The 26,377-nt window shown below is 57.7% G+C and carries 22 protein-coding genes; 14 read left to right on the top strand and 8 right to left on the bottom strand.

Going from position 1 to position 26,377, the window contains the following annotated elements; genetic code table 11:
• Positions 1–394 precede the first annotated feature (394 nt).
• Positions 395–1,591, top strand: coding sequence for an NnrS family protein (locus tag I6L35_RS08595; protein ID WP_216980027.1), 1,197 nt, complete (start codon positions 395–397; stop codon positions 1,589–1,591).
• Here I6L35_RS08595 and I6L35_RS08590 read toward each other — a convergent pair.
• The gene (locus tag I6L35_RS08590) at positions 1,543–2,169 is read right to left on the bottom strand and encodes a helix-turn-helix domain-containing protein (protein WP_216980026.1); all 627 of its coding nucleotides are present in this window, start codon (positions 2,167–2,169) and stop codon (positions 1,543–1,545) included. The two genes, I6L35_RS08595 and I6L35_RS08590, sit on opposite strands and share 49 nt — an antisense overlap.
• Positions 2,170–2,290: 121 nt before the next feature.
• Between I6L35_RS08590 and I6L35_RS08585 the strand changes: the two genes are divergently transcribed.
• Positions 2,291–3,466, top strand: coding sequence for a benzoate/H(+) symporter BenE family transporter (locus I6L35_RS08585; protein WP_216980025.1), 1,176 nt, complete (start codon positions 2,291–2,293; stop codon positions 3,464–3,466).
• A gap of 120 nt (positions 3,467–3,586) precedes the next feature.
• Positions 3,587–4,654 (top strand): DUF3103 family protein, encoded by a 1,068-nt coding sequence (locus tag I6L35_RS08580; RefSeq protein WP_005341546.1) that lies wholly within the window; start codon positions 3,587–3,589, stop codon positions 4,652–4,654.
• Positions 4,655–4,710: 56 nt separating this feature from the next.
• Here the strand turns inward: I6L35_RS08580 and metF are convergent, their stop codons facing one another.
• The gene (gene metF, locus I6L35_RS08575) at positions 4,711–5,607 is read right to left on the bottom strand and encodes a methylenetetrahydrofolate reductase (protein ID WP_005341548.1); all 897 of its coding nucleotides are present in this window, start codon (positions 5,605–5,607) and stop codon (positions 4,711–4,713) included.
• A gap of 329 nt (positions 5,608–5,936) precedes the next feature.
• On the opposite strand from metF, the gene I6L35_RS08570 reads away from it, so the two are divergent.
• Complete coding sequence (locus I6L35_RS08570) at positions 5,937–6,737, top strand: GNAT family N-acetyltransferase (RefSeq protein ID WP_216980024.1); 801 nt, start codon at positions 5,937–5,939, stop codon at positions 6,735–6,737.
• 73 nt (positions 6,738–6,810) lie between these two features.
• Here the strand turns inward: I6L35_RS08570 and I6L35_RS08565 are convergent, their stop codons facing one another.
• The 5 genes from I6L35_RS08565 to uvrA all read right to left on the bottom strand — a co-directional run bounded on the left by I6L35_RS08565 (position 6,811) and on the right by uvrA (position 16,171).
• Positions 6,811–8,292, bottom strand: a complete 1,482-nt coding sequence (locus I6L35_RS08565; RefSeq protein WP_216980023.1) for an ABC transporter substrate-binding protein — start codon at positions 8,290–8,292, stop codon at positions 6,811–6,813.
• An 8-nt stretch (positions 8,293–8,300) separates the two neighbouring features.
• Positions 8,301–10,280, bottom strand: coding sequence for a methyl-accepting chemotaxis protein (locus tag I6L35_RS08560; protein WP_216980022.1), 1,980 nt, complete (start codon positions 10,278–10,280; stop codon positions 8,301–8,303).
• A 222-nt stretch (positions 10,281–10,502) separates the two neighbouring features.
• Positions 10,503–11,099 carry an OmpW family outer membrane protein gene (locus I6L35_RS08555; protein ID WP_005340187.1) on the bottom strand — a complete coding sequence of 199 codons (597 nt, stop codon included), beginning with the start codon at positions 11,097–11,099 and terminating at the stop codon, positions 10,503–10,505.
• Positions 11,100–11,557: 458 nt separating this feature from the next.
• Entirely contained in the window at positions 11,558–13,231 is a 1,674-nt protein-coding gene (locus I6L35_RS08550) for a diguanylate cyclase (protein ID WP_216980021.1), read from the bottom strand.
• Between the two features lie 111 nt (positions 13,232–13,342).
• The gene (gene uvrA / locus I6L35_RS08545; RefSeq protein WP_216980020.1) at positions 13,343–16,171 is read right to left on the bottom strand and encodes an excinuclease ABC subunit UvrA; all 2,829 of its coding nucleotides are present in this window, start codon (positions 16,169–16,171) and stop codon (positions 13,343–13,345) included.
• A 370-nt stretch (positions 16,172–16,541) separates the two neighbouring features.
• Here uvrA and I6L35_RS08540 point away from each other — a divergent pair, with 370 nt between their 5' ends.
• A complete protein-coding gene (locus I6L35_RS08540; RefSeq protein ID WP_005341559.1) occupies positions 16,542–17,120 on the top strand; it encodes a single-stranded DNA-binding protein in 579 nt (192 codons plus the stop codon).
• 148 nt (positions 17,121–17,268) lie between these two features.
• Entirely contained in the window at positions 17,269–18,012 is a 744-nt protein-coding gene (locus tag I6L35_RS08535) for an ABC transporter substrate-binding protein (protein ID WP_236347952.1), read from the top strand.
• A 73-nt stretch (positions 18,013–18,085) separates the two neighbouring features.
• On the opposite strand, the gene I6L35_RS21245 is transcribed toward I6L35_RS08535, so the two are convergent.
• On the bottom strand, positions 18,086–18,211 hold the full coding sequence (locus I6L35_RS21245; protein WP_019445191.1) for a hypothetical protein: 126 nt from the start codon (positions 18,209–18,211) through the stop codon (positions 18,086–18,088).
• A gap of 460 nt (positions 18,212–18,671) precedes the next feature.
• Here I6L35_RS21245 and I6L35_RS08530 point away from each other — a divergent pair, with 460 nt between their 5' ends.
• The 8 genes from I6L35_RS08530 (at position 18,672) to I6L35_RS08495 (ending at position 26,350) form a co-directional block, all read left to right on the top strand.
• Positions 18,672–19,574 (top strand): cation diffusion facilitator family transporter, encoded by a 903-nt coding sequence (locus I6L35_RS08530; protein ID WP_216980018.1) that lies wholly within the window; start codon positions 18,672–18,674, stop codon positions 19,572–19,574.
• A gap of 146 nt (positions 19,575–19,720) precedes the next feature.
• The gene (yjbD, locus tag I6L35_RS08525; protein WP_005340165.1) at positions 19,721–20,005 is read left to right on the top strand and encodes a DUF3811 domain-containing protein; all 285 of its coding nucleotides are present in this window, start codon (positions 19,721–19,723) and stop codon (positions 20,003–20,005) included.
• A gap of 593 nt (positions 20,006–20,598) precedes the next feature.
• Entirely contained in the window at positions 20,599–20,811 is a 213-nt protein-coding gene (gene cspA / locus I6L35_RS08520; protein ID WP_005316548.1) for an RNA chaperone/antiterminator CspA, read from the top strand.
• Between the two features lie 306 nt (positions 20,812–21,117).
• A complete protein-coding gene (locus I6L35_RS08515; protein ID WP_216980017.1) occupies positions 21,118–22,476 on the top strand; it encodes an NCS2 family permease in 1,359 nt (452 codons plus the stop codon).
• Positions 22,477–22,714: 238 nt separating this feature from the next.
• Positions 22,715–23,785, top strand: coding sequence for a dihydroxyacetone kinase subunit DhaK (gene dhaK / locus I6L35_RS08510; protein WP_216980016.1), 1,071 nt, complete (start codon positions 22,715–22,717; stop codon positions 23,783–23,785).
• Positions 23,786–23,794: 9 nt separating this feature from the next.
• Positions 23,795–24,424 (top strand): dihydroxyacetone kinase subunit DhaL, encoded by a 630-nt coding sequence (gene dhaL, locus I6L35_RS08505; RefSeq protein WP_021231630.1) that lies wholly within the window; start codon positions 23,795–23,797, stop codon positions 24,422–24,424.
• A 1-nt stretch (position 24,425) separates the two neighbouring features.
• On the top strand, positions 24,426–25,142 hold the full coding sequence (gene dhaM / locus I6L35_RS08500; RefSeq protein WP_216980015.1) for a dihydroxyacetone kinase phosphoryl donor subunit DhaM: 717 nt from the start codon (positions 24,426–24,428) through the stop codon (positions 25,140–25,142).
• Positions 25,143–25,267: 125 nt separating this feature from the next.
• The gene (locus tag I6L35_RS08495; protein ID WP_042032199.1) at positions 25,268–26,350 is read left to right on the top strand and encodes a glycerol dehydrogenase; all 1,083 of its coding nucleotides are present in this window, start codon (positions 25,268–25,270) and stop codon (positions 26,348–26,350) included.
• Positions 26,351–26,377 lie beyond the last annotated feature (27 nt).

Raw genomic sequence — 26,377 nt, 5'->3', positions numbered from 1 at the left:
CGCAACAGTTCGTTGCTGCGGGAGTGGAATTCTACTCAACCGCCTTCTCGAGTCAAGCCTTATTTTCAAAGGCTTTTCGAGGCTACCGACGAGGTTGTTTACGTTGCCGCTTGCCCTGTCGATGGAGGCGCATTATAGGGAGTGAATTCGTTCTGACAAGGAGATAATTGCAAAAAGATGGCTTTTGCTGTTCGTTCGCTCACAAAGCCACCAATCAGCATATTAAACCGGCGAAATCAGCTTACTGCAGGCACCTCAATAGCCAAATCAGGCTATCGGCCACGGTTTATCACAGCCCTCTCACTTCTTGCCCTTATCAGCATATCAGTTTTAATTGAACATTTGAAAAGCCAATTTATAATTAGCTTTTCAAATGTTCAATTAAGGTTTCGTCATGCATCAGATCCTGGATAGCCGTAAAGAGGAGAACATTGTTCCTCTGTTCCGCCTCGGGTTTCGGCCTTTCTTCCTGCTCGGCGCCTTGTTCTCAACATTGGCAATGCTGGGCTGGCTTGGGCAGCTCAATGGCTGGTTCGTCCTGCCGGGGATTGGCAATCCCATCTGGTGGCATGCTCACGAGATGTTGTTTGGCTTCGGAGCGGCAATTGTTGCAGGATTTCTGCTGACCGCAGTGCAAAACTGGACAGCTCACCCAGGGGTTAGAAGCTGGCCGCTTGTGCTGATCGTGGTGCTGTGGGCATTGCCGAGGGCATTGCTGCCCTGGTTGGGCGAGCACAATACCCTGCTGATGGCGGCAGATCTGCTCTGGCTGCCTCTTTGCGCCTGGTATCTGGCCAAACCGATTGTGGTCACCAGGCAGTGGCGCAACCTCTTCTTTGTGCCTCTGCTGGTCGTGCTGACACTGCTAAACGCCGCCAGCTGGCTGTGGCAGGCACAGTGGGCTGATATGGAACATCTGCTCATTACCACAGTGCTCTTGCTTACAACCCTGATCGCCGTGATGGGAGGACGAGTCATCCCCTTCTTTACCGCCAGGGCCACCGGGATGGAAAAAGCCGTCCCTATTCTCTGGCTGGAGCGCGCAGCTCTTGCCACGCTGTGGCTCACTCTGGTGAGCTGGCTGCTGCTGCCCACCCCATGGGCCACCAGCCTCTACCTGCTTCCTCTATATATAGTGGCGGCTGTTTTGCACTTGTGGCGCCAATTGCGCTGGCGACTGCCTTCCACTCTTGGACAACCCCTCTTGTGGTCACTGCACCTCGCCTACCTGTTTATTCCTCTCGGCCTGCTCGCCCTTGGTGCTCTGGCTGCCGGCCTACCCATCAGCCTGTCGCTGGCCAGCCACCTGCTCAGTGCCGGCTGCATGGGGACCATGATCCTGGGGATGATAGCCAGGGTCTCCCTTGGTCACAGTGGCCGGGCCTTGCAGGTAGGTCGCAGGATCCAGTACGCGTTCGCGCTGGTGATCATGGCGGCCCTGATCCGGGTCGTGATCCCGCTGCTTTGGCCGGCCCATACCTTGCACAGCTGGAACCTGAGCGGCCTGGCCTGGAGCCTGGCGTATGGCCTGTTTGTCTGGGTCTATGCTCCCATATTGACCAGCCCTCGGGCTGATGGGCGCCCAGGCTGACCCGGAGGCCAAGATCTGCTGGCCGGATAGTGGATAAGATTGTGGAAGATAGCCGGGGCCACCCCCTGATTGCGATAGCCATGGGGGCGGTCGGCCGCAAAACGCACCGCCTCCCCCTGCGTCAAGGAGTGCCACTCCTCCTCCACCAGCACTTCCATCTGGCCGTTGATGACGATGACATGCTCGGTCACTCCGGGTTCATGGGGTTCTGATTCTCGCTGATAACCGGGCAACAGTGTCAACTCAAACAATTCGAAACCAAAGCGCCTCTCATAGGGGAAGAGAGGCGCAACCTGCATACCCTCTCCCGCCGGCTGCTGGCGAATAGCATCGGCGGTGCGGTAGAGCACCTCGTTCTGCGCAGCAGGTGCAGGCTCGATGAAGCTGGAGAAGGAGACCCGAAATCCGGTCGCGATCTTCCACAAAGTGGCCACCGTCGGGCTCGATTCCCCTCGCTCAATCTGGCCCAGCATCGCCTTGCTGACGCCAGTCTCCCGCGCCGCTACATCCAGACTCCAGCCCAGTTCGCTGCGTAACCCCTTCAGACGTTGGGCCAGATGCTGATTCATCTCTTGCATGACTGCCTCTTTGTTGCGCTTGCTTGAATCGCCTTGTGCGCTATAACGCACAGCGATATAGTCTGAAGCAATATTGTACGTAATAACGCACAAACCGCCACAACCCCACAAGGACGTCACCATGCCCTTTGCCCTTCCTCATCTGGTCGCCGGCTTCATCGCCGTGATGGTCGGTTATACCAGTTCGGTCATCCTGATCATTCAGGCAGCCACGGCAGCGGGGGCCGATGCTGCCCAGCTCACATCCTGGTTATGGACGCTGGGTATCGGCATGGGCATCAGCTGCATCAGCCTCTCCCTCTATTACCGCATCCCCGTCTTGACTGCCTGGTCGACCCCGGGGGCCGCCCTGCTCATCACCAGCCTGGGTAACTTCACCCTGGCCGAAGCCATCGGAGCCTTCATTATCTCTTCCATGCTGATCACCCTGTGCGGCATCAGCGGCTGGTTCGATCGGCTGATGCGCCATATCCCGGCCCAGCTGGCGGCAGCCATGCTGGCTGGGGTATTGCTCAAGTTCGGGCTGGATCTGTTCAAGGTCGCCCCGGCAGCCCCCTTGCTGCTCGGCAGCCTGTTGTTGGCATTCCTGCTCGGCCGCCACCTCTGGCCACGCTATACCATGGTACTGGTGCTGGCGGTCGGCATCCTCATCTGCCTGCTGAGAGGAGAGCTGCAGCTTGACACCATTCACTGGCAACTGGCCGGCCCGATCATGACCTGGCCAGAGTTTTCCCTTGGTGCCCTGTTTGGTATCGCTCTGCCACTGTTCATCGTCACCATGACCTCCCAGAACATGCCAGGCATTACCATTTTACGGGCCTACGGCTATCAGCCCGCCACCTCATCTCTCATCACCTGGACCGGCCTCACCGGTCTGCTGCTGGCTCCATTCGGCGGTTACGCCTTCAACCTAGCGGCCATAACTGCGGCCATCTGCATGGGGAAAGAGGTGGATCCGGATGCCAACCGGCGCTGGCCCGCGGCAGTGTGGGCTGGCTGCTTCTATCTGCTGACCGGCTGTTTCGGGGCCACGGTGGCGGCGCTGTTCACGGCCTTCCCGGCGATACTGGTGACCTGTGTCGCAGGGCTAGCCCTGCTCGGCACCATCGGCAGCAGCCTGCACACCGCATTGCAACACGACGATGCCCGTGAGGCCGCCCTGCTGACCTTCATCATCACGGCTTCCGGTATCAACCTGCTCGGCATCGCTGCCGCCTGCTGGGGACTGCTCATCGGCATGGGGCTCTATGGCATCCAAATTTATCGACAAAGGAATCAATTGGATCACAAACCGTGAACCATTCCACACTCTCCGTACAAAATAGTTCACAACTGAAACTAATTTTAATCTAGTGGCATCAGGCGGCATCTTCTTCCCAATTTGCCGCCTGTCAGGTTCATATAACGGAGAATAAAAATGAAAAGTCAGGCTGTCTTGTTATTGCTGGCCATACTGGGCGCCACGAGCGTCCAGGCTGCCGATACGGATCGGGAGCTGGCGCGCCAGCTCGCGCTACAACAGAAGAGTTTGCTGCCTCTGGTAAGCAATCCTCAGTACCAAAGCCCGCTGCCCGAGTTGTTGAAGAAAGCGCCCACCCGCCTTAAACGGCAAGCAACCGATGCCAATCAGGCAGCGATCGCCCGACAAGGGCTCGACGGGGAAGTGAAGCAGCTGATGCAGCTGCGACTGGCCAACCCGGAACAGGCAGCCGCCTTGCAACAGGGAGTTGAACCACTGGTCGCTTATGTTCCGAGCGGTGATGAGAAGAGCTGGAGTGCCATCGAAGCGTTCGACAGCGCTGGTAATCCGGTCTATCTCGATGTCGACAAGGCACCGGCCCGACCTGTGCTCGTGGTCGAAGCCGATCCGGTGAAAGCCAAAAATGCCGGTCTGCAGGTGATGCGCAAGGCATTTGCCGCAGCCGATATGCAGGCCCTCCAACCCAAATCCTCTGCCAACACAGCACCGCTCAAAACCAGCATCCTGAAAAAGATCAGACTGAAAGATGATCAGGAGCCCTGGCTTCTCGGTGCTGCCGAGGTTTATGCCGTCGTCGCCGGGGTCAACCCCAGTCGGGATGAGCCCGTGGTCGATATCGTCGATATGCCCTACCTCGACTATGACAATACTGACTACACCCCCAACCAGATCCTGGTTTACTGGGATCGCTACCGCTGGGGTGCGGTTGATATCGTGATGATGGAGCAGGATGACAACGTCAACTACAAGGAGCTGGCCGACCTGCTGATTGAGGCGCTCAAGCTCGGCTTTACCGCTGGCGGAGTGCCGGAGGGCCTCCCCTTCCTCGATCTGGGTGGTCGTATCGTCAAGGCGCTGCCCGACTCCTGGATGACCAATGACGATGACTATCTGGATACCTTCTACACCCTGGAGCAGGACCAGAGTTATCACCAGTATCCGGGAGCGGCAGGCAATGCGGTGATCGATCTCGAGCCGAAAGAGATCGCTCCAACCAGACCCTGACGGGTCGCCATAAAAAAGCCAATGAGCAACTCATTGGCTTTTTATCCCCCTGCATATTACGGCTGACCTTTCGGTCGCACCCCCAGGGTGTGGCAGATGGCATAGGTCAATTCGGATCGGTTCAGGGTATAAAAATGGAAATCTTTGACCCCCTCCTGACTCAGCACTCGCACCTGATCGATGGCGATGCTCGCCCCCACCAGATTACGAGTCATCTGATCGTTCTCCAGCCCTTCAAAACGCTGATGCATCCAACGCGGGATCTTCACGTTGGTAAAACCGGCAAACTTGGCCAGGGTCTGGTAGTTGGAAACAGGCAGGATACCCGGCACAATTTCGGCATCAATACCGATGGCGGCGCAGCGATCCCGAAAACGCAGATAGGTCTCCACATCGAAGAAGAACTGGGTAATGGCGCGGTTGGCACCGGCATCGATCTTGCGCTTGAGGTTGAGCAGGTCCGACTGGGCGCTCTTCGCCTCCGGGTGACCTTCCGGATAGGCGGCAACCGAGATATCAAAGTCAGCTTCAGCCTTGAGCAGGGCAACCAGATCGGTGGCATACATCTCGGGCTTCTCCAACCCCTGAGGCAGGTCACCACGCAGCGCCACAATATGGCGGATACCGCTGTTCCAGTAATCGCGGGCAATGGTACGCAGCTCGTCGCGGCTGGCATCGATACAGGTCAGGTGGGGCGCGGCAATCAGACCGGTGCGCTCCTTGATATCCTTGATCACCTTGTGAGTACGATCCCGGGTACCCGAATTGGCGCCGTAGGTCACGGAGACAAACTTGGGTTCCAGCACTTTCAGTCGCTCAATGGACTGCCAGAGCGTGTTTTCCATCCCTTCACTGTTGGGCGGGAAAAACTCGAAACTGACCGATATATCGCCATTCAAATCTGCCAGACTCTGGTTGAGCGCTTCAACCTGACGTGCACTGTGAAATCCCATCTGCTCTTCTCCCTGTCCTGCAATCCATCTGTCTACGTCAAAACGGATGTTTGGACGTCTAAACGTCTTTATATTTATGAGCAAAACGGGACAAAGTCAACAGGGAATTACCTCACATCCGATCTGACGAACTTCATATTTATAAAATTAACGGTACGTAACCGAACAGTGCCCATCCCAAAATCGCACCAGTCGAGTTATGATGAGGGCAGATCGTCCTGGACGTTCTGAATCTGCGTGTGATTGTTTGGCCGGAGGCTTCTCCGGCCCCTTTTCATCTATTTCCCACTCCTGCCGATAACAGAATGAGTCTTTGCAGGAGCATCATCATGGATACCCACCCCGGCTTTGCCACCGACTTGCTGTTCGATCGCTATCAAGGCGAGGTCGTTCAGCACGATCAGTTCTGGGCGGTTCGCACACCGGATGCTCCCGATTACTACTTCGGCAACTACCTGCTGCTCCCCACCCCACCCAGCGACCGTGACAAAGGCTGGCTGGAAGCCGCATTCGATCAGTTGATCGGCCAGGCTCCTCGAGTGCGCCACCGCACCTTCCAATGGCCACTGGCGGCCGGACAAAACAGCCGGATCGCCGGTTTTGTCGCAACGGGATACCAATATATGGAGTGTGTGGTGCTGGCACTGGATGAACAGAGTTGCCCACCTCCTCACGGCGACATGAACAAGGTTGAGGCACGTACCTTCACCACTGCTGATTGGCCTGAGTGGCTCGACTTCGAACTCCATGAACGGGATGAGGGACACTCGGAACAGAGCTATCTTCCCTATCTGCGATCCCGCCAGGCGCTCTATCAGGCCATGATTGCCGATGGTCTCGGGGACTGGTGGGGGATCTGGCAAGAGGGGCAACTGGTCGCCAGCTGCGGCCTCTTCTTTTGCGGCACACTTGGGCGCTTCCAGTTGGTACGCACGCACCATGCGTGGCGCAACCAGGGGTTATGCCGCCAGCTGCTGAGTCAAGTGGCTCGCGCTGGATTGTCCCGCGCCAAACAGCTCATCATAGTGGCTGACGAGCACTACCATGCCCAGCGCATCTACCGCTCTCTGGGGTTTGCCCCCGTTGCCCGCATCGGCAGCCTCTGCCGCTGGCCCCACGAAGCACAATAAAGCGATACATGCTGGCCACGAGCCATAAAAAAACGGGAGGCTGATGCCTCCCGTTTTTATTGATGCCGATGGCCTATTGCTGTGGCTGCTGTGGCGCTTCCAGTTCGTTGGAGAGCGCCTGCTCTACCTCATCCGACGGCGCCGGTAATGGTGCAGCGGCGGCTGATGCGGGTTCTACAGGTGCCACCACGGCAGGCGTTTCACTGGTCGCGGGGGCTGCGGACACCTCAGTCGCCGGCGCTGAAGCCGAAGCAGGGGCAGGGGCAGGGGCAGGGGCAGGGACAACCGGATCACACTGACAATCCGCGCTCTGGGCCTTGTTGCCCTGATGAGGGGCATACCAGCCCTTCAAGCCACTTTCCAGTCGATCCGCGGCAGCTTTGGGCTCCATCTTGCCGAGCAACACAGCCTGACTCACCTCGGCCAGCTCATCCCCCAACTTGGGCGTACCACGGGAGAGGATCTGAGTCGCCACCCGAATGGTCGAGTCACACTGATCCCGCCACTCCATCATCTCTTTAGCCGCCGGATTGGTGACATCGAAGAAGTGGTTGGAGAGGGAAAAGAATCCAGGCAACGAGTTGGTATAGAGCTCGGCAAATTGCGGCGTCGTCAGCCACTGCAGGAAAGCCATCGCCCCCTCTTTGTTCTTGCTGGCCGGATTCATCCCCATACCGATATCGGTGTGGTCGGTAAAGAAACAGCCATCACCCTGTTTGGCCACCGGCGGGCGCATGACGCCAAAATTGACCTTGCCGGTGAAGGGGGCAATCTCCCAGGATCCTGCAACATAGAAAGCGGCCTTGCCGGAGGTAAACAGTTCGTTGCTGGTCGCATAATCGCGGCTCTCGGCCCCCTCGCCAAGGTAGGAACGCCAGCGGGCCAGCTCATCGAACACCTTCACATAATGCGGGTTATCCAACCGCTCCTGCCCGCCGATCAGAGCCAGACGGCCGTCCTCTCCCTTCCAGTAGTTGGGGCCAATATTCTGGAAACCCAGTTCGGAGGCAACCCAGCTCTCGGCACCGCTCATGGCCAACGGCACATAGCGCCCATCAGCCTTGATCTTGTCCAGCACGGCAAAGAACTGATCGCGGGTTTGCGGCAATGTCAGCCCCAACTCACTGAAGATCTTCTTGTTATAGAAGAAGCCATGGATAACCGACGCCATGGGTACACAGAAGGTCTGGGCACCGGAATCGGTCTGCCAGGGTGACTGGGCAAAACTCGGGAAGTTCTCCATCCCCGCCATCTCGGTCAGCTCGGCCAGATGTCCCGCCTTGAACAAGGCAAGCGAGTCATCAAACGGACGACAGGTAATGAGATCCCCCGCCTTGCCCCCTTTCAGGCTCTCCCACAGAGTGGGCATGTAGTTGACGTTCTGCACCGGATGAAAACTCACCTTGATGCCGGGATGCGCCGCTTCAAACGCCGGGATAATCTTCTGCTCCCACAACGCCTTGTCATCGGTTCGCCAGCTTTCAATCACCAGCTCGCTGGCCATCAGCTGGCCACACAACAGGAGACTCAGGGCTCCAATCCACTTTTTAGACATAAGCCCTCCTAGACCTTGAAATGTGAGATCAATTGCTGCTGTTTGGCGACCAGGTCGGCCAGCACTTCACTGCTGCTGGCGGATTCGCGCGCCTCCCGCTCCGTTTCGTATGCCACATCGGCAATACCGGCGATATGACGAGCTACCCCCTGACTGACGGAGATCTGCTCCTGAGCGGCATGGGCCACCTGATCAGCCATCGACTTGATGGCACTCATCCGATCGGCAATCGATTGCAGCGCAACATCCATCTCGCGAGTCTGCTCGACACAGCTCTGGGTCTGCTCTTGGCTGCGCCCCATCACTTCAACCACATGCTTGCTGGAGCTTTGCAGGTTCTCAATCATCCCCTGGATCTCTTCGGTCGAGGTCTGGGTGCGATTGGCCAGCGCCCGCACTTCATCGGCCACCACCGCGAAACCGCGGCCGGCATCGCCAGCACGGGCGGCTTCGATGGCGGCGTTCAAGGCCAGCAGGTTGGTTTGCTCGGCAATACTGCGGATCACATCGAGAATGCTGCCGATATTGTTACTGAATTCCCCAAGTTTGTAGGTGATGCCGACAGCCTCCTCCATGGCGCCAGCCAGCTGCTCGGTGATCCGGCGAGTGGTGGCCACTTTCTGGCGACCATTGCGCGCCTCTTCGTCAGCCAGATCCACTTCCCGCTTGGTGCCATCGGTAGACCGGGCCACCTCGGTCGCACTCACTTCCAACTCGGTAATGGCGGCGGCTACCTGATCGGTCTGGCTCTTCTGCTCCTGCACCCGGGACATGGCCCGTTCGCTGATCTCGGCAGCGCGACTCGCCTCGTCTACCAGATGGCGGGAGCCCGCATTGATTTGGGAGAGCAGCTCGCCAGTCTTGCCCGCCAGCGTATCAATGGAGCGAGAGAGGCTGCCAAATTCGCAACTGCTGCGGTAGTTGATGCGCCGTGTCATGTCGCCGGCCGCCATGTAATCGAGCTCCTTGTTGATCATCTGCAACGGACGCTGAATGCTGCGTGCCGTGGTATAGCCGATCACCAGTGCGGCAGCAGCCGACATCGCGGCAACCACCAGGATCCAGAAGCTGGCACTGCTGACCGCCTCATCCGCATTGACACGGCTCTCGCTGGCGATGGCTCCGGCAGACTTGCCCATCTCATCGAGCAAATTGAGGCTGTTGACCAGACTGGCATCCAGCTGTTGATTCTGAGTAGCCAACGACAGCTCCAGTTGTTGGGCCTGACGCATGGTCGCCAGCAAGCCCTGAGCGCCGAGCGCCAGCTCCTGCATCCGATCCAGGTTGGAGACAAAGCGCGCTTTCACATCATCGGGCACCAGTACACGCTCCAGACGCTTGCGGGCCATCTCGATATCCTTGCTAAGTACCTTTTCCAGCTCGTTCAGGTCGGTTTTGGCATCGGCACGGCGGATATTCTTCAGATCGCGGGCGATCCCTGAGGTAATGAGTTCCGCCTTGTTGCGCATGGAACGCTTGCTGGCCGTCTGTTGCAACAGCAGATCAGCCGCCCACTGGTAGGTATCCTCAAGGCGGATAAATTCCATCTCCAGCTTGTGGCGCTGATCCAGTGCAATGACCCACTGCCTATGCTGGGCCAACACCTGATCCGCCAAGCCATAAAATTGGGTGGTGGCACTCTCGACCTGCTGGAAACGGGCTCGGGCATCCGCTACGCCGGTAAATTTACCCATCTCCTGACTCAGCCGAGCAAAGCGGTTCTGCTGCTCCTTGAACTGATTGGCCAACTGCGGCAACTGGGCGGCATCTTCACTGGTACGGTAGACCAGCACCCAGCGGTTACTATCCTGCAGTGCCCCCTTGAGGCCTGCGACAGCGACTACCAGCGGGGTTGCACGGTCAGATACGGCAGAGAGACCGTCATTTATACCCTTGATTTTAAAGGTACTGATCACTCCAAGCAGGATCAGCAACAGCAGCATCAACACGAATCCGGCGATGATCCGCTGCACGATAGATAAGCCCATGGAGACATCCTCACTCATTGGGGGAAGGTAAAGTGAACATAGTCACTATCGGCAGGGGTGGCGAATAACTGAAATAAAGCGGCAGGTATTTAATTGATTTGTATCGGGTTGGATCACAGTCCAGACAAAATCAGCCATACGAAAAAAGCCCGGCACAAGCCGGGCTGAAAGAGACGTACTTTGCTATCTTTCGCGGTCCGTTCAGAACCGCAGTCAGAATCATTAGAAGCGGTAGCCAACACCCACCATAAAGGCCATTGGGTCGACCTTGGTATTAATGGTGCCAATCGCTGTATGCACATCGGTATCGATATCCATGATCCAGGCTGAACCGTTGACAAACCAGCGGTCAGTGATCGCCATATCGATACCAACTTGTCCGGCAACACCCCAGGAGTCATCGACTTTGACATCGGTTCCTGACAGTGCACCACGACCCTCTTCATCAAAGAAGGTGGTGTAGTTCACGCCAATACCGACATACGGGCGAACCTTGCTTTGAGCATCGCCAAAATAGTACTGACCCATCAGAGTCGGCGGCAGATGCTTGATCTTGGCAACTTCAGCGCCACCTAGTTTGACTGAATGAGAGAAGGGGGTTGCAGCCAGCAATTCGACACCCCAGTTATCAGTAATCATGTAAGAGAGAGTCAATCCCAATTGCATGTTGTCATTAATTTCCAGCTCTACAGGCGTGCTGCTTTCCTGCGGCGATACAAATGCCAAACCACCACGAACCAGAATATCACCAGCCTGATGGGCCATGGCGAAAGGAGAGGTCACTGCAGCGGCAATCATCAGAGGAAGTAATTTTTTCATCACGTAATCCCTTTTTTTGTTTTCATTTGATGCTGTAAGCCCGCTGACTATATGCCCTTGTAAATGCAAAGTTATTGACTTGGAGCAAAGGTTGCACAGAAATAAATCGATTGGTGTGACATCTTTGCGCGCCATCCCAATCTCGTTGAGTCCCCAGACAACAAGCCGAAATACCTGTTTCGACAGGTTGTAACTACCCGCATCCAGAGACAAAAGGAGCAAACAAACCGCATCTTATTGCACGGCAGAGCGGCGATTAATTGTTGTTAACATGGGCAAATCAGCGTATTTTTTGCGCCATACAAGTTACTGGGAAGTAATGGTTTATTTATGAAAAATGAGTCGAAATGGCAAAAGGTGGGAGCCTTTCTCGCGGCCGTGTGGGGAATCGGATCCTTTCTCTTTATCCTGCTCGGTTTTATTGTCGCCCTAGCCTATCTGGTATTGGTACGGCAGGGTTAATCCGGATTGACAGAGTGCAGCAGGGTGATATCTCCCCCTTCGGCAAGCTGTTCCGGAGTCTGGCCCATGCCCTCCGCAGAGAGGGTACCAGCATAGCCAAACCACCGATTTCGCCCGCCGACTTTGGCCTGGTACAGCGCCATGTCCGCCAGTTTGAAGCTGTGACTCCAGAATGAATCCGGACACTCCGGGTGCAACGGATAGCGGCAGAACCCCAGCGACACCGTCAACCAGAGTGGCGCATCCTCTCTGCCAAAGCGGTGCTGAGCGACACGCTGGCGCAGATATTCGACCCGCAATGCCAACTCTTGCTCGTCATCCACTTGTAGCAGCAACAAGAACTCCTCCCCGCCCAACCGGATGATCGGCTCGCGCTCTCCTGTCACCACCTTGCGCAGCAGATCCGCCAGCTGTTTCAGCACCAGATCCCCGATGTCATGGCCAAGGCGATCATTGATCCGCTTGAAATGATCCAGATCCAGCAGCAATAACAGACAAGGTTTGGCCCGGTTGGCCTGCAACCAACCATCGAGATAGCGACGATTGAAACAACGGGTCAAGGGGTCGGTGAATGCAGCCACCTCCATCTGGCTGGATTTTTCCAACAAATCATCGTGTTGCTGACTGACCTTGCCGGCCATCTCCCTGAACTTGCCGCTCAGGGTCGCCATCTCGGCGCTGCTGTCGATATAGGGGATCAAGGTGGCATCTGGCCGATCGCCAAAGCGTTGCAGCGCCGACACCAGCTGCTGCAACGGAGTAAGCACAATGCTGTTGAGCCGATACATGGCGATCATGACGCAGATAAAACTGATAAACAGCATGCCGATAAAGGTCCAGAGCGCCCCCTCCATGACGCCACTCAAGATCTTTCTCTCCTCCTCAATCACCAGAGTCAGCACCGGCTGGTTATCGCTGTTGAGCAGTCGCACCTCTCCCCTGAGCCGAGTGAGCCCAAGGTCGATCAGGCGATACGTTATTTGCGGTTTCAGTGGTTTGAAGGTAGCGGTGACATCCAGATTGGCGTGGGAGATCGCCAGAGGCAGCGCGGTACGCTCCGATACCTGCTCGAGATAGGCCTTGTCGAGCCAACGTACAACCAGCAAGAAACCGTTGAACGGTGCCGACTCGTCACTGTTTCTGATCGGCTGCCACGAGTACATCAGCGGCCCCCACTGGGAAGCACGGATCCCGTGCAGATTGATGCCCCCTTGCGCCACCGAGCGCGCCCTTAACTGCTTTTTCAGTTCATCCAGGAAGTAGGGAAACTGGTCCGGATTGATCCCCGGCGCATCGGGTAGCAGGGTGCGCGTCCAGATTTCGTATCCGGTGAGATCCATGAAGCTCATCAAGTTGAGACTAAAATCCCGCATCGGCATATCACTGAACAGGTTGGATTCGATGTACCCCCTGCTTTTGTTGTCCATAAAACGGTGACTGTCATCCCAGATGCCCCAATCCCGACTGAATGCATCCAGAGCGGCCACATCCGCCTGCACCGCCTTGGTCACGCGCAGCAGATGCTCCTTCATTCGCTGCTCTTCAATCCGGCTGGCTGCCGGGATTTGGGCCCACGCCAGCAGGACCAGCAATAGCAAGATCGCCCCCAGCCAGATGGGGAACATGGAGTAAGCCAACTGATGATCGATGGTGCGCGAAGCCTGAGCCATAAACCGACATATCCATTGCAGTGATGCTGCGATGCCACGCACCGCCCGAAACCTCCACGCTCCCGATTTTCATCATAAAAAAGGGGCCCAAGGCCCCACGATTATAACGGTTTATCTCTCCAGCAGGGGCCGTAAAAAGCGTGCTGTATGAGACTCTTTATTGGTGCAAATCTCCTCCGGGGTCCCCGTCACCAGAATGCGGCCACCACCAGCGCCCCCCTCCGGTCCCAGATCGACGATCCAGTCGGCGGTTTTGATGACGTCCAGATTGTGCTCGATGATGACGATGGTGTTGCCGCGATCCCGCAGCTGATGCAGCACCTTGAGCAGTTGCTGGATATCGTGGAAGTGCAGCCCGGTGGTCGGCTCGTCCAGAATATAGAGGGTCTGACCGGTATCCCGCTTGGAGAGCTCCCGCGCCAACTTGACCCGCTGCGCCTCACCGCCCGACAGGGTGGTGGCCGACTGGCCAAGGCGGATATAGGAGAGGCCCACATCCATCAGGGTCTGCAGCTTGCGCGCCACCGCCGGCACCGGATCGAAGAACTCGCGGGCATCTTCCACCGTCATCTCGAGGATTTCGTGGATGTTTTTGCCCTTGTACTTCACCTCCAGCGTCTCGCGGTTGTAGCGCTTGCCCTTGCAGACGTCGCACGGCACGTAGACGTCCGGCAGGAAGTGCATCTCCACCTTGATGACCCCATCCCCCTGACAGGCCTCGCAGCGCCCCCCCTTCACGTTGAAGGAAAAGCGGCCCGGCTGGTAGCCGCGCGAGCGGGCCTCCTGGGTGCCGGAGAGCAGCTCGCGGATCGGGGTGAACAGGCCGGTATAGGTGGCCGGGTTGGAGCGTGGAGTACGGCCGATGGGGCTCTGATCGATATCCACTACCTTGTCCAGGTGCTCCAGCCCCTCCACGCTGCGATAGGGCGCCGGCGTGGATTCGGTGGCCTTGTTCAGCTCGCGGTGGGCGATGCGGAACAGGGTGTCGTTGATCAGGGTCGACTTGCCGGAACCGGAGACGCCGGTGACGCAGGTCATCACCCCGATCGGCAGATCCAGGTTGACGTTGCGCAGGTTGTTGCCGCTCGCCCCCTTGAGCTTCAGCCACTTGCCGGTAAGCGGAGTCCGCTCGGCAGGAATGGCGATCTGCTTGCGACCGGAGAGGTAGTCACCGGTGAGTGACTCGGGGTTATTGATGATCTCTTCCGGCGTGCCCTGGGCGACGATGGCACCGCCGTGCACCCCGGCCCCTGGGCCGATATCGAGCACATGGTCGGCGAGGCGGATGGCATCCTCGTCGTGCTCCACCACGATCACCGTGTTGCCGAGATCTCGCAGGTGAGTGAGAGTCTTGAGCAACCGCTCGTTGTCACGCTGGTGCAGGCCGATGGAAGGCTCGTCCAGCACATACATCACCCCCACCAGACCGGCACCGATCTGGCTGGCCAGCCGGATCCGCTGGGCCTCGCCGCCGGAGAGGGTCTCGGCGCTGCGCGAGAGGCTCAGGTAGTTGAGGCCCACGTTCACCAAGAAACCGAGCCGCTCGACGATCTCTTTGAGGATTTTTTCGGCAATCTGGGCGCGCTGGCCGGTCAGATTCAACCCCTCGAAGAAGGCGAGCGCATCGCCGATGGACTGCTCGGCGATGGCCGGCAGGTTGCGGTTGTCGACGAATACGTGGCGCGCCTCCTCCCGCAGTCGGCTACCACCGCAGCTGGCACAGGATTTGTTGGCAATGTATTTGGAGAGCTCTTCACGCACCGAGTTGGACTCGGTTTCCCGGTAGCGCCGCTCCATGTTGTGCAGGATCCCCTCGAACGGGTGCTTGCGCACCACCACGTCCCCGCGATCGTTCATGTAACGGAACTCGATCTCGGTGCGACCGGAGCCGCGCAGGATCACCTCCTGGGTCTTCAGCGGCAGATCCTCCCACGGAGTCTCCAGATCGAACTTGTAGTGCTCGGAGAGGGATTTGAGCATCTGGAAGTAGTAGAAGCTGCGCTTGTCCCAGCCGCGGATAGCACCGTTGGCCAGACTGATGGCCGGATCGCCGATCACCTTGGCCGGATCGAAATATTGCTGCACCCCGAGGCCGTCGCAGGTCGGGCAGGCTCCGGCCGGGTTGTTGAAGGAGAAGATGCGCGGCTCCAACTCCGACATAGAGTAGCCGCACTCCGGGCAGGCGAAGTTGGCGGAAAAGGTCATGGGGGCGACCCCCTCCTCGCCGTCCATCGGCACTACCAGTACGATGCCGCCGGAGAGGGTCAGCGCCGTCTCGAACGACTCGGCCAGACGCAAAGCAAGGTCATCGCGCACCTTGAAGCGGTCCACCACCACCTCGATGGTGTGCTTCTTGTGTAACTCCAGAGTCGGAGGATCTGAGAGATCACACACCTCGCCGTCGATGCGGGCACGGATGTAGCCCTGAGCCGCCAGATTCTCCAGCAGCTTGGTGTGCTCCCCCTTGCGATCGCGCACCACCGGGGCCAGCAGCATCAGCTTGCTCCCTTCCGGTTGGGCCAGTACCTGATCCACCATCTGGCTGATGGTCTGGGCGGCGAGCGGAATGGCGTGGGTCGGACAGCGGGGCTCACCGACCCGGGCAAACAGCAAACGCAGGTAGTCGTAGATTTCGGTGATGGTACCGACGGTCGAGCGCGGGTTGTGGGAAGTGGATTTCTGCTCGATGGAGATGGCGGGCGAGAGCCCCTCGATATGGTCGACGTCCGGCTTCTCCATCAGGGAGAGGAACTGGCGGGCATAGGCGGAGAGGGACTCCACATAGCGGCGCTGCCCCTCGGCATAGAGGGTATCGAACGCCAGAGAGGATTTGCCCGAACCGGAGAGGCCGGTGACCACGATCAGCTTGTCGCGGGGCAGGGTCAGATTGATGTTCTTGAGGTTGTGGGTGCGAGCACCCCGGACCACGATCTTTTCCATCTTGTTGCACGCTCGATACAGAAACCTGAGCGAGTCAGTATGGCATAGAGACTACTGGATGAATAGACAGGCATTATCTATCGCAGTTATCCTTTTTTACGATGGATAGCCCCTTCGTCACACCCTGACCAAGGCGGCGAGTTTGCCCACAATCCACACCAGCAAGCGCTCGCCCGCAGAGTGATCAACTGTTACTATTGGGGGCTAAACCTGAATCAGAACACGCGAAACGAGTACTCTGATTGCTGCAACGGTTATAGAAAAACCATGCTGTTCAATATGATAACGACATGGTCATGAAAAAAGCGCGGTAACTTATTTAGTGGGTCCAGGCCTTGCCTGACCGGAATATAAAGGTGGAAGAGAGATTATGGCCAGTCGAGGCATCAATAAAGTCATTCTGATCGGTAACCTCGGGCAAGACCCGGAAGTACGCTACATGCCGAGTGGCGGTGCTGTGACCAACATTACTCTGGCCACCTCTGAAACCTGGCGCGACAAGCAGACCGGTGAGCAGAAAGAGCGCACCGAGTGGCACCGCGTCGTCTTCATGGGCAAGCTGGCCGAAGTGGCTGGCGAGTACCTGAAGAAAGGCTCACAGGTCTATGTCGAAGGCAAACTGCAGACCCGCAAGTGGCAGGATCAGAGTGGCCAGGAGCGCTATACCACTGAAGTGCTGGTTGACAGCTTCACCGGCGTCATGCAGATGCTAGGTGGCCGTCCGCAAGGCGGTCAGGGCATGGGCCAGAACATGGGTGGCCAGCAAGGTGGCTGGGGTCAACCGCAGCAAGCCATGCAGCAGCCGATGAACCAGCCGCGCCCTGCGCCGGCTCCGCAGCAAAACATGCAACAGCAAGGTGGTTATAGCCGCCCGGCCCAGCAGCCGCAATCCGCGCCACCGGTCTATAACGAGCCGCCGATGGATTTCGACGACGACATTCCATTCTAAAAAGAACATGACAAAAAAGACCCTGTCAAATCAGGGTCTTTTTATTGGAACAAAGCCACCTGCTCAACTCAAGAGAGGTATAACTTTTAGTGGCCACCCATTTTACAGTGGCAGATATCCTCAACAGGAGCACTTTGTGAGAGGTGCGATGAAGCCTATTACCCTGTTCGTCCTGCTGCTGGCGAGTGTGCTCTCCGGAACATTGCTGGCGCAACCACTCAAAGTAGGGGTCAGCTTTGCGATCCCGCCTTATGTGATCGAACAAAATACCCGTGGTATAGAGCTGGACTTGCTGAAAGAAGCATTTGCCGGGAGTGGCTATGAACCCAGTTTTGAGTTTTTGCCACTGGAACGCACTTTCCGCCTGTTCGAGTCAGGCAAGCTGGACGCCATCATCAACGTCCGACCAGGCATGGTTGATCCTCTCTTTCTTACACGCCCCGTCATTACTTTCCATAACCGGATTTTCACCCTGCGCAGCAGCCAGGTCAGCACACTGGACCAGCTCTCCACCATGAGGGTCACCGCATTTCAGCGGGCAAGGATCATTTTGGGAGAAACCTTCGCCAACATGGTTAATCAGAATCCTCACTACGAGGAAGTAGCCAAACAACAGGTACAGGTTCATCAACTGCTGCGCGGTAGAGTCGATGCCATTGTGTTGGAAGAGCGGGTGTTCTACTACTATCTGGATCAGCTTGTTGCCTCGGGTCAGAGTGGCGAAAAATATGACCGCGATCAGATAAGACAGCTGGATCTCTTCTCACCAACGGTTTATCACTTTGCCTTTCGCGCGGCAGATGCCCGCAACCTGTTTAATCGAGAGCTTGAGAAGATGCACAGTGATGGTCGCTATCGGCAAATTTTTGCGGCATATGGCGCTATACCTTGAACCACAAACAAAAAAGCCAGCCGGTAAGGGCTGGCTTTGTACTGGCTCCGGAGGAACAACAGTAGGAGGAGCGTTACTTCATTGCGCTGCCGTTTTTCAGTTCTGCTTTCTGACGTTTGGCTTCGCGTTTCTCTTTCAGTGACATCTGCGGTTTTTTCTTGGCATCTTTGCCGTTGTGATGTTCTTTGTTACTCATCATCAAACTCCAAAAATGTTACCCAGACAGTTGGTTCCCAAGGGAGCCAGCATGCCATCCGAATTATCGACTTCAGTACGCTTGGCGCGATGGTGCAAGACCATCACCAGACCCAGCATACCCCCCAGTGGCATCCGGATCCAGTCTCATGGTCGGCCAAAAAATGCAGTGAGCTACTCCTGAGTGCCGAATCCAAACAACCTCGACAGGAAAGACCAAAAAAGAGTAATTCGCATTATTAAATGTTGTCATGCTTATATTAAGGCATCGCCTCCGAGATATTTTCACGGATAAATATAAATCCCTCTTGTTATTTATTGTCATTCAAGTGACCACCGTTTTAATAAGCATTCGCAATATCACTGGAAACATCAAGTTACAACTCTGAATAGCGTTATTTGCTGTCAGGTCGATATAATGCCCACCGCACCGAAATATCCTTTTATATGCAGGAAGCTGTGACATGAACAGAAAAACCAGGGCAGCCATGGTGTCGGTCTGCTCCAATATCAGCCTGATCACCATGAAAGTGGTGGCCGGTTTCGCCAGCGGCTCGGTCAGTATCATCTCGGAGGCGATCCACTCCGCCATGGATCTGGTGGCGGCCCTGATCGCCCTGTTCGCGGTGAAAAAGGCTGATCTCCCGCCTGATGAACGGCACCCCTATGGCCACGACAAGATTGAAAATGTCTCCGGCGTCATCGAAGCACTGCTTATCTTGCTGGCCGCGGGCTGGATCATCTTCGAAGCCGTCGACAAGTTGATCACCCCCAGTCCCATTGAGAGCATTGGCTGGGGCGTGCTGGTGATGGTGATCTCGGCGCTGGTCAACAGCGGCGTCTCGGCTTACCTCTACAAAGTCGCCCGAGAGGAGGAGTCGGTCGCCCTGGCAGCCGATGCGCTTCATCTCAAGGCGGACGTGCTCACCTCAGCTGGCGTGGCAGCCGGTCTTGGTGGTATCTGGCTGGCTGGCCTGTTTGGCCACTCCCTCGTCATCCTCGACCCGCTGGTCGCCATTGCGGTCGCCATCTTTATTGTCAAAGAGGCGATAAGTATGCTCAACGAGGCCTTCCAGCCGCTGATCGACCATAGCATGAGCCCGGAAGAGCTGGCGATGACCAGCCGCATCATCACCGAATGCTGCCCTGCCGCCAGCGGTTTTCACGACCTGCGCAGCCGTCGTGCCGGTCGCCGCCGCCATATCGACTTCCACCTCACGCTCCCCCCTGAGATGAGCATCAGCGAAGCCCACGATATCTGTGATCGCATCGAGCACGCCATCATGCAGCAGCTGCCCCACGCCATCGTGCTCATCCATGTCGAGCCGGAGGAGCAAGAGCTGCCCTCGCCGCTCGCCATAAACTGAAATGTGGCAAACAGGCGGGAAAGTAGCAGCGAAAGAACGGAAAGTTGGCACAAACCCGCATTTTTACTGCCGGAAAGCCGATTGCATAAGAAGTGATCGGCACAACTGTGTTAGGGTGTCTAACCACCCTGCCGCAGGAGCGCGCCGTGAAAAAGCTGGAAATGAAAGATCTGACCGAGGCCGAAAAGGCCGAGATAGCCTTGTTATTGCAAAAAGCACAAGCCAATGCAGACCACCAGCTGACCAACGGAGAGCGGAACAAGATCCGCGAAGAGGGTCGCCTGAAAATTGTGGCGGATCGCGCCGAAGCGGCAAAGGCAGCCTCCAAGCTGGCTCGCGAAAAAGCCAAAGAGCGCGCCAAGAATCAGGTACTGCCGGAAACCTTCAGCTGGATTGATTCGGTCAGCAACAAGTTTCGCAGCAAGCGCTGACCCCTTCTTGCAAAACGCCCGCAGGCACTTGGTGCCTGCGGGCGTTTGCATGTCTGGGCGATGCTCGATGATCCCGATTGGGCGCGGCCATTGATTTGCTTCTCAGTCGCTAATCGCAGCAGCTGAGAGGTGATTCACATTATGGGTTAGAGAGAACGCAAACTGACAATCCCCGTCTATCGCCATTTTTTCTTTTTCCTCATCTTTTTTGCCAGAACTGGCTACACAGTCAGGGGAAAAAAGCCGAATCTGACTTTCTACAGAATGGCATGTGTCTCGGATGCTTTTCTTATACCATTGAAATACATCATTTTTACTACGAAAAATGAGATTTCAGGCTGTTACAAAACATTAATATCGAGATAAAGTTTGCTTTAAAAATGAGAGCGTGTTTTAATCTTTCTCGATGGTTCGGCAGTTCAGACCTGATTATGTTAGGCAGTCATTTTAGTAAAGCAGTGATTAGTATAAGTGTTATCTTCGATAATTCTTATCAAATAATTCTCCTTCTTTAGTGCTCCCCATACGTATTGCTGACGAAAAATCAAAAATTGCCATCTAGATGGCATTCAACACTATTTAAGGAAATTATTATGTCTAACAAAATGACTGGTACCGTTAAGTTCTTCAACGCTGAGAAAGGTTTTGGTTTCATCTCCCCGGCTGACGGCAGCAAAGACGTGTTCGTACACTTCTCCGCTATCCAGTCCACCAGCTTCAAAACCCTGGACGAAGGTCAGCGCGTTGAGTTCACCATCGAGCAAGGCCAGAAAGGCCCGGCTGCTGCCAACGTAGTTGGTCTGTAATTCAAGCCGGAGCATGCTGCTGATGGCTCACGCCAACTGCTGACAGCTCTGCAAGAATTAAAAAAAACCCGCTTCGGCGGGTTTTTTGTTGTTTCCCGCATTTTCCTCACTGCTCTCCCCTCCCACCGACCGTTTGATCCCAGCCTTACACGCTCTCACCGCTTGAGTCCGACACAGAGCTTCGAATGGACTCGAAGTGTAAAATAATGACGAAAAAGTCAGGTTATCCGCTGCATTTGCCGCGAATTCTTGCTATTTTGCGCGCCACTAACGCAAACGATTTCCTTCACACTTTCAGGATTAGTTATGGCAAAGCAAGATATGGCCGCCCAGTCAGGGAACGGCGGCTTTCTGGACTCTTATTTTTCCATTTCTGCGCGCGGTAGTAGTGTGCGCCAGGAGCTGCTGGCCGGTTTGACCACCTTCCTGGCGATGGTCTACAGCATCATAGTGGTGCCGAACATGCTGGGTGCTGCCGGTTTTGAGCAGGGTCCCGTCTTCGTGGCCACCTGCTTGATCGCCGCCTTCGGCTCCCTGCTGATGGGTCTGTGGGCCAAGCTGCCGATGGCCATCGGTTGCGCCATATCCCTCACCGCCTTTACCGCATTCAGTCTGGTTCTGGGTCAGGGGCTGAGCATTCCGGTCGCCCTGGGCGCCATCTTCCTGATGGGGGTGCTGTTTACCCTGATCAGCGTCACCGGTGTGCGCCAGTGGATCCTGGATAACCTCCCCTCCGGCATCGCCCACGGCACCGGCATAGGCATCGGTCTGTTCCTGCTGCTGATCGCCACCAACGGCGTCGGCATGGTGATCAAGAACGAAGGGGCCGGCATGCCAGTGCAATTGGGTGAAGTCACCTCTTTCCCGGTCATCATGACGGTACTGGGTCTGGCTGCCATCTTCGGTCTGGAACGTCGCAAGGTGCCGGGTGGCATCCTGATGGTGATTATCGCCATCTCCATCCTCGGCCTTATTTTCGACCCGAAAGTGACCTGGCAAGGCTTCTTCGCCATGCCGAGCCTGACCGGTGAGAAAGGCTCACTGGTAGGCAGCATGGATCTGCTGGGCGCCCTCAATCCGGTGGTGATCCCCACCGTCTTGGCGCTGGTAATGACCGCCGTGTTTGACGCCACCGGCACCATCCGTGCCGTGGCCGGTCAGGCGGGCCTCATCAACGAACGCGGTCACATTATCAATGGCGGCAAGGCCCTGACTGCCGACTCCGTCAGCAGCATGGTGGCTGGCGCGGTGGGAGGTGCTCCGGCTGCCGTCTACATCGAATCCGCCGCAGGTACTGCAGCAGGTGGCAAGACCGGCCTGACCGCTGCGCTGGTCGGCGTGCTGTTCCTGCTGATGATATTCCTCTCCCCGTTGAGCTATCTGGTACCGGCTTACGCCACCGCACCGGCCCTGATGTATGTCGGTCTGCTGATGCTGGGCAACGTCACCAAGCTGGACTTCAGCGACTCGGTCGATGCCCTCGCCGGCATGCTGTGCGCCGTCTTCATCGTACTGACCTGCAACATAGTCACCGGCATCATGCTGGGCTTCGTGGCGCTGGTCGTTGGCCGCATCTTCGCTGCCGAGTGGAAGAAGCTGAACATCGGCACCGTCATCATCGCCCTGGCGCTGGTGGTCTTCTATGCCGGTGGCTGGGCCATCTAACCCGTCCGCATATTCCGGTTGTAGCGAAGGGCCCTGCGGGGCCCTTTTTCATGGCTGTGAGGCCGCTAACAGTTTCCCGCCCGTTTGCCCCACATCGTTTCAAATTGAAACACCAACCTCCCTTCAGCTGTTTCAAATCCGAACCAAATCACCCGTCATTTTTATCCCTTTTTCTGTCGTTAGACTGGCTCCATCAACCATTTGCCCACCCGAGCGGTGGCAAGCCAAGGAGTGAGCTATGAAGAAACTGATCAATGCCGTCGATGCTGTGGTCCGTGAACAACTGATGGGGATGGCAGCCGCCCACCCCGAGCTCAAGGTACGTATCGAACCCCACTATATCACCCGCGCTGACTCCCCCGTGATGGGCAAGGTGGCGCTGGTCTCCGGCGGTGGCAGCGGCCACGAGCCGATGCACGGCGGTCTAGTAGGCAAGGGGATGCTGGATGGCGCCTGCCCCGGCGAGATTTTTACCTCCCCGACCCCGGATCAGATGTACGAATGCGGTCAGGCCGTTGATGGCGGCGCGGGCGTGCTGTTTCTGGTGAAGAACTACACCGGCGATGTGCTCAACTTCGAAACCGCGGTCGAGCTGCTACACGGCGACGGCGTCAAGGTCGGCTTCTCGCTGATCGATGACGACGTGGCGGTCAAAGACAGCCTCTATACCGCCGGTCGCCGTGGCGTTGCCACGACCGTTCTGTGCGAAAAACTGGTGGGGGCCGCTGCCGAAGCGGGCTATGACCTGACCCGCTGCGAGGCGCTGGCCCGCCGCATCAACAACCAGAGCCGCACCATCGGCGTTGCCACCCACGCCTGCACCGTGCCTGCTGCTGGCAAGCCCTCCTTCACCCTGGCGGACAACGAGCTGGAGTTCGGCGTGGGCATTCACGGCGAGCCGGGCATCGAACGCCGCCCCTTCACCGACCTCAATACCCTGGTGGATGACATGTTCAAGGAGCTTGCTGACAACACCCCCTATGGCCGCACCCTGCGTCACTGGGACAGAGCCTCCGGCAGCTGGCAGGAAGAGCACACCTTTATCGAGCCGCTCAACAAGGGTGATCGGGTCATCGCACTGGTCAATAGCCTCGGCGGCACCCCCATCTCCGAGCTTTATGGCGTCTATGGTCGCCTCGCCACCCTGTGCGAAGAGGCGGGCATCCATCTGGTGCGCAACCTGATTGGCCCCTACTGCACCTCCCTCGACATGACCGGCATCTCCATCACCCTGCTCAAGGTGGATGATGAACTGATGACCCTGTGGGATGCCCCCGTTCACACCCCCGCCCTGCGTCGCGGCTGCTAAGGAGAACCCATGTTAAGCAAGCATCACATCGTCAACTGGCTGCTCGACTGCGAACACATCTTTACCGAGCAGCGTGACTACCTCACCGCACTGGATACCGACATCGGCGACGGCGACCACGGCCTCAACATGCAGCGCGGCTTTGCCAAGGTGGCCGAGAAGCTGCCCGCGGTAGCGGACAAGGATATCGGTCAGGTGCTGAAAACCACCGGCATGACATTGCTCTCCTCGGTCGGTGGCGCCAGCGGCCCGCTCTACGGCACCTTCTTTATCCGGGCGGCGGCCAGCAGTGACGCCTGTCAGAGCCTGAGCCTCAGCCAGCTGTGCAAAATGCTGAGTGACGGAGTCGAGGGGATCGTCTCCCGCGGCCGTGCCGAGCCGGGCGACAAGACCATGTGCGATGCCTGGTGGCCGGCACTGGCCGCCCTGCAACAGGCGCAGCAGCAAGAGCTGCCGCTCAACGAGGCGCTGGACAAGGCGGTGGCAGCTGCCGCAGCCGGTACCGAGGCCACCATCCAGATGCAGGCACGCAAGGGGCGCGCCAGCTATCTTGGCGAGCGCAGCATCGGCCATCAGGATGCCGGGGCCACCTCGACCCTGCTGCTGCTGACCGCCCTGCGTGACAGAGCGAGGTTGTGACATGATCGGAATCGTAGTTGTCTCTCACAGCGCCATGCTTGCGGCCGGTTTGAAAGCGCTGGCAGACCAGCTCGGCAGCCCGGCCAGATTGCTGCTGGCGGCCGGGGTCGATGACCCCGACCACCCCATCGGCACCGATGCCATCGCGGTGATGAGTGCGATTGAAGAAGCGGATGACGGCAGCGGCGTGCTGGTGCTGATGGACTTGGGCAGCGCCCTGCTGAGCGCCGAAACCGCCCTCGAACTGCTGCCCCCGGAGCTGAGCGCACGGGTGCGGCTCTGCCCCGCCCCGCTGGTCGAGGGTACTCTGGCCGCCGTGGTGGCGGCCGGTTCCGGCCTGACGCTGGATGAGGTAGCCGCCGAAGCGCTCGGTGCCCTTGGCCCGAAACAGGCGATGCTGCCTGCCAGCCCAGCGCAAGCCGCCACCGAGACAGCCCCTGTTTCCGACGACGGCTGGCTGCGCTGCGAGGTGGTGGTGGATAACCCCCACGGCCTGCATGTGCGCCCCGCCGCCCGACTGGTGGCCGCCCTCAAGCCCTTTGCCGCTGAACTCAAGCTGCAAAAGGGGGATAAAGAGGCCAATCCCCGCAGCCTGACCCGGCTCGCCATGCTCAACGTGCGTCAGGGCGACCAGCTCACCCTGCTGGCGCGCGGGGAGGATGCCACCGCCGCACTGACCTGCTTCCAGCAGCTGGCCGACGAGCGCTTTGGCGACTGACGCCACTGTTTCAAGGGGCTGCACTCGCTCGCTGAGCCAGTGCAGCACCATTCAAGACGAAGGAGTCCCCGGCACAGCCGCCCCTTCGCCCCGATTCTTAATAGATAAAGAGAGAGGGATAGAATATGGACCGCATTATCATCAGTCCCAGCAAATACGTGCAAGGCAACGGAGCCCTCGCCAATATCGGCAACTACGTCAAAGCGCTCGGTAGCAAGCCGCTGATCCTGGCCGACGCCTTCGTCACCAAGCTGGTAGGCGATACCGTGGCCACCAGCTTCCACGGCGCGGGGATCAAGCCCGAGTTCGACTGCTTCAACGGCGAATGCTCCCGCCCCGAGATCGACCGCCTGCTAGCCCGCTGCCAGCAGACCCCGTTTGACGTCATCATCGGCATCGGCGGCGGCAAAACGCTGGATACCGCCAAGTCGGTCGCCTTCTACCAGAAGGTGCCGGTGGTCATAGTGCCGACCATCGCCTCCACAGATGCCCCCACCAGCGCGCTGGCGGTCATCTACACCCCGGAAGGGCAATTCAGCGAATACCTGATGATCCCGACCAACCCCAACATGGTCATCATGGATACCGGCGTGGTCTCCCGCGCTCCGGTGCGGCTGCTGGTCTCCGGCATGGGGGATGCGCTCTCCACCTACTTCGAGGCGCGCGCCAACAAGGTTTCCGGTTGCCAGACCATGGCCGGTGGCGCCTCCACGCTGGCGGCGCAGGCCATCGCCGAGCTCTGCTACAAGACCCTGCTGGCCGATGGTTACAAGGCCAAACTGGCGGTGGAACAGGGACTCTGCACCAAGGCGGTGGAGAACATCATCGAGGCCAACACCTATCTGAGTGGTATCGGCTTCGAGAGTAGCGGACTGGCCGCCGCCCACGCCATCCACAACGGTCTGACCCAGCTGGCCGAGTGTCACCACCTCTACCACGGTGAGAAAGTGGCATTCGGTACTCTGGTGCAGCTGGTGCTGGAGAACGCCCCGATGGCGGAGATCGAGACAGTGCTGGGTTTCTGCCGCTCGGTAGGCCTGCCGACCAACCTGCATATGATGGGAGTCAAGGAGCTGGATATGGCGCGCCTGATGGAGGTGGCCAAAGCCTCCACCGCCGAGGGCGAGACCATCCACAACATGCCGTTCAAGGTCACCGCCGAGGATGTGTTGGCGGCCATCGTCACCGCCCACCAGCTGGGGCTGTAACCACGCCACGACTGATCTAGCCATATA

Origin of the sequence: Aeromonas sp. FDAARGOS 1405, from assembly GCF_019048265.1 — a bacterium.
Classification (GTDB): domain Bacteria; phylum Pseudomonadota; class Gammaproteobacteria; order Enterobacterales; family Aeromonadaceae; genus Aeromonas; species Aeromonas veronii_A.
This window is presented reverse-complemented; position numbering and strand designations above follow the sequence as displayed.

Coding starts and splice junctions, on each gene's coding strand:
- I6L35_RS08595 (WP_216980027.1), top strand. CDS start 395: ATGCATCAGATCCTGGATAGCCGTAAAGAGGAGAACATTGTTCCTCTG.
- I6L35_RS08590 (WP_216980026.1), bottom strand. CDS start 2,169: ATGCAAGAGATGAATCAGCATCTGGCCCAACGTCTGAAGGGGTTACGC.
- I6L35_RS08585 (WP_216980025.1), top strand. CDS start 2,291: ATGCCCTTTGCCCTTCCTCATCTGGTCGCCGGCTTCATCGCCGTGATG.
- I6L35_RS08580 (WP_005341546.1), top strand. CDS start 3,587: ATGAAAAGTCAGGCTGTCTTGTTATTGCTGGCCATACTGGGCGCCACG.
- metF (WP_005341548.1), bottom strand. CDS start 5,607: ATGGGATTTCACAGTGCACGTCAGGTTGAAGCGCTCAACCAGAGTCTG.
- I6L35_RS08570 (WP_216980024.1), top strand. CDS start 5,937: ATGGATACCCACCCCGGCTTTGCCACCGACTTGCTGTTCGATCGCTAT.
- I6L35_RS08565 (WP_216980023.1), bottom strand. CDS start 8,292: ATGTCTAAAAAGTGGATTGGAGCCCTGAGTCTCCTGTTGTGTGGCCAG.
- I6L35_RS08560 (WP_216980022.1), bottom strand. CDS start 10,280: ATGGGCTTATCTATCGTGCAGCGGATCATCGCCGGATTCGTGTTGATG.
- I6L35_RS08555 (WP_005340187.1), bottom strand. CDS start 11,099: ATGAAAAAATTACTTCCTCTGATGATTGCCGCTGCAGTGACCTCTCCT.
- I6L35_RS08550 (WP_216980021.1), bottom strand. CDS start 13,231: ATGGCTCAGGCTTCGCGCACCATCGATCATCAGTTGGCTTACTCCATG.
- uvrA (WP_216980020.1), bottom strand. CDS start 16,171: ATGGAAAAGATCGTGGTCCGGGGTGCTCGCACCCACAACCTCAAGAAC.
- I6L35_RS08540 (WP_005341559.1), top strand. CDS start 16,542: ATGGCCAGTCGAGGCATCAATAAAGTCATTCTGATCGGTAACCTCGGG.
- I6L35_RS08535 (WP_236347952.1), top strand. CDS start 17,269: ATGAAGCCTATTACCCTGTTCGTCCTGCTGCTGGCGAGTGTGCTCTCC.
- I6L35_RS21245 (WP_019445191.1), bottom strand. CDS start 18,211: ATGATGAGTAACAAAGAACATCACAACGGCAAAGATGCCAAGAAAAAA.
- I6L35_RS08530 (WP_216980018.1), top strand. CDS start 18,672: ATGAACAGAAAAACCAGGGCAGCCATGGTGTCGGTCTGCTCCAATATC.
- cspA (WP_005316548.1), top strand. CDS start 20,599: ATGTCTAACAAAATGACTGGTACCGTTAAGTTCTTCAACGCTGAGAAA.
- I6L35_RS08515 (WP_216980017.1), top strand. CDS start 21,118: ATGGCAAAGCAAGATATGGCCGCCCAGTCAGGGAACGGCGGCTTTCTG.
- dhaK (WP_216980016.1), top strand. CDS start 22,715: ATGAAGAAACTGATCAATGCCGTCGATGCTGTGGTCCGTGAACAACTG.
- dhaL (WP_021231630.1), top strand. CDS start 23,795: ATGTTAAGCAAGCATCACATCGTCAACTGGCTGCTCGACTGCGAACAC.
- dhaM (WP_216980015.1), top strand. CDS start 24,426: ATGATCGGAATCGTAGTTGTCTCTCACAGCGCCATGCTTGCGGCCGGT.
- I6L35_RS08495 (WP_042032199.1), top strand. CDS start 25,268: ATGGACCGCATTATCATCAGTCCCAGCAAATACGTGCAAGGCAACGGA.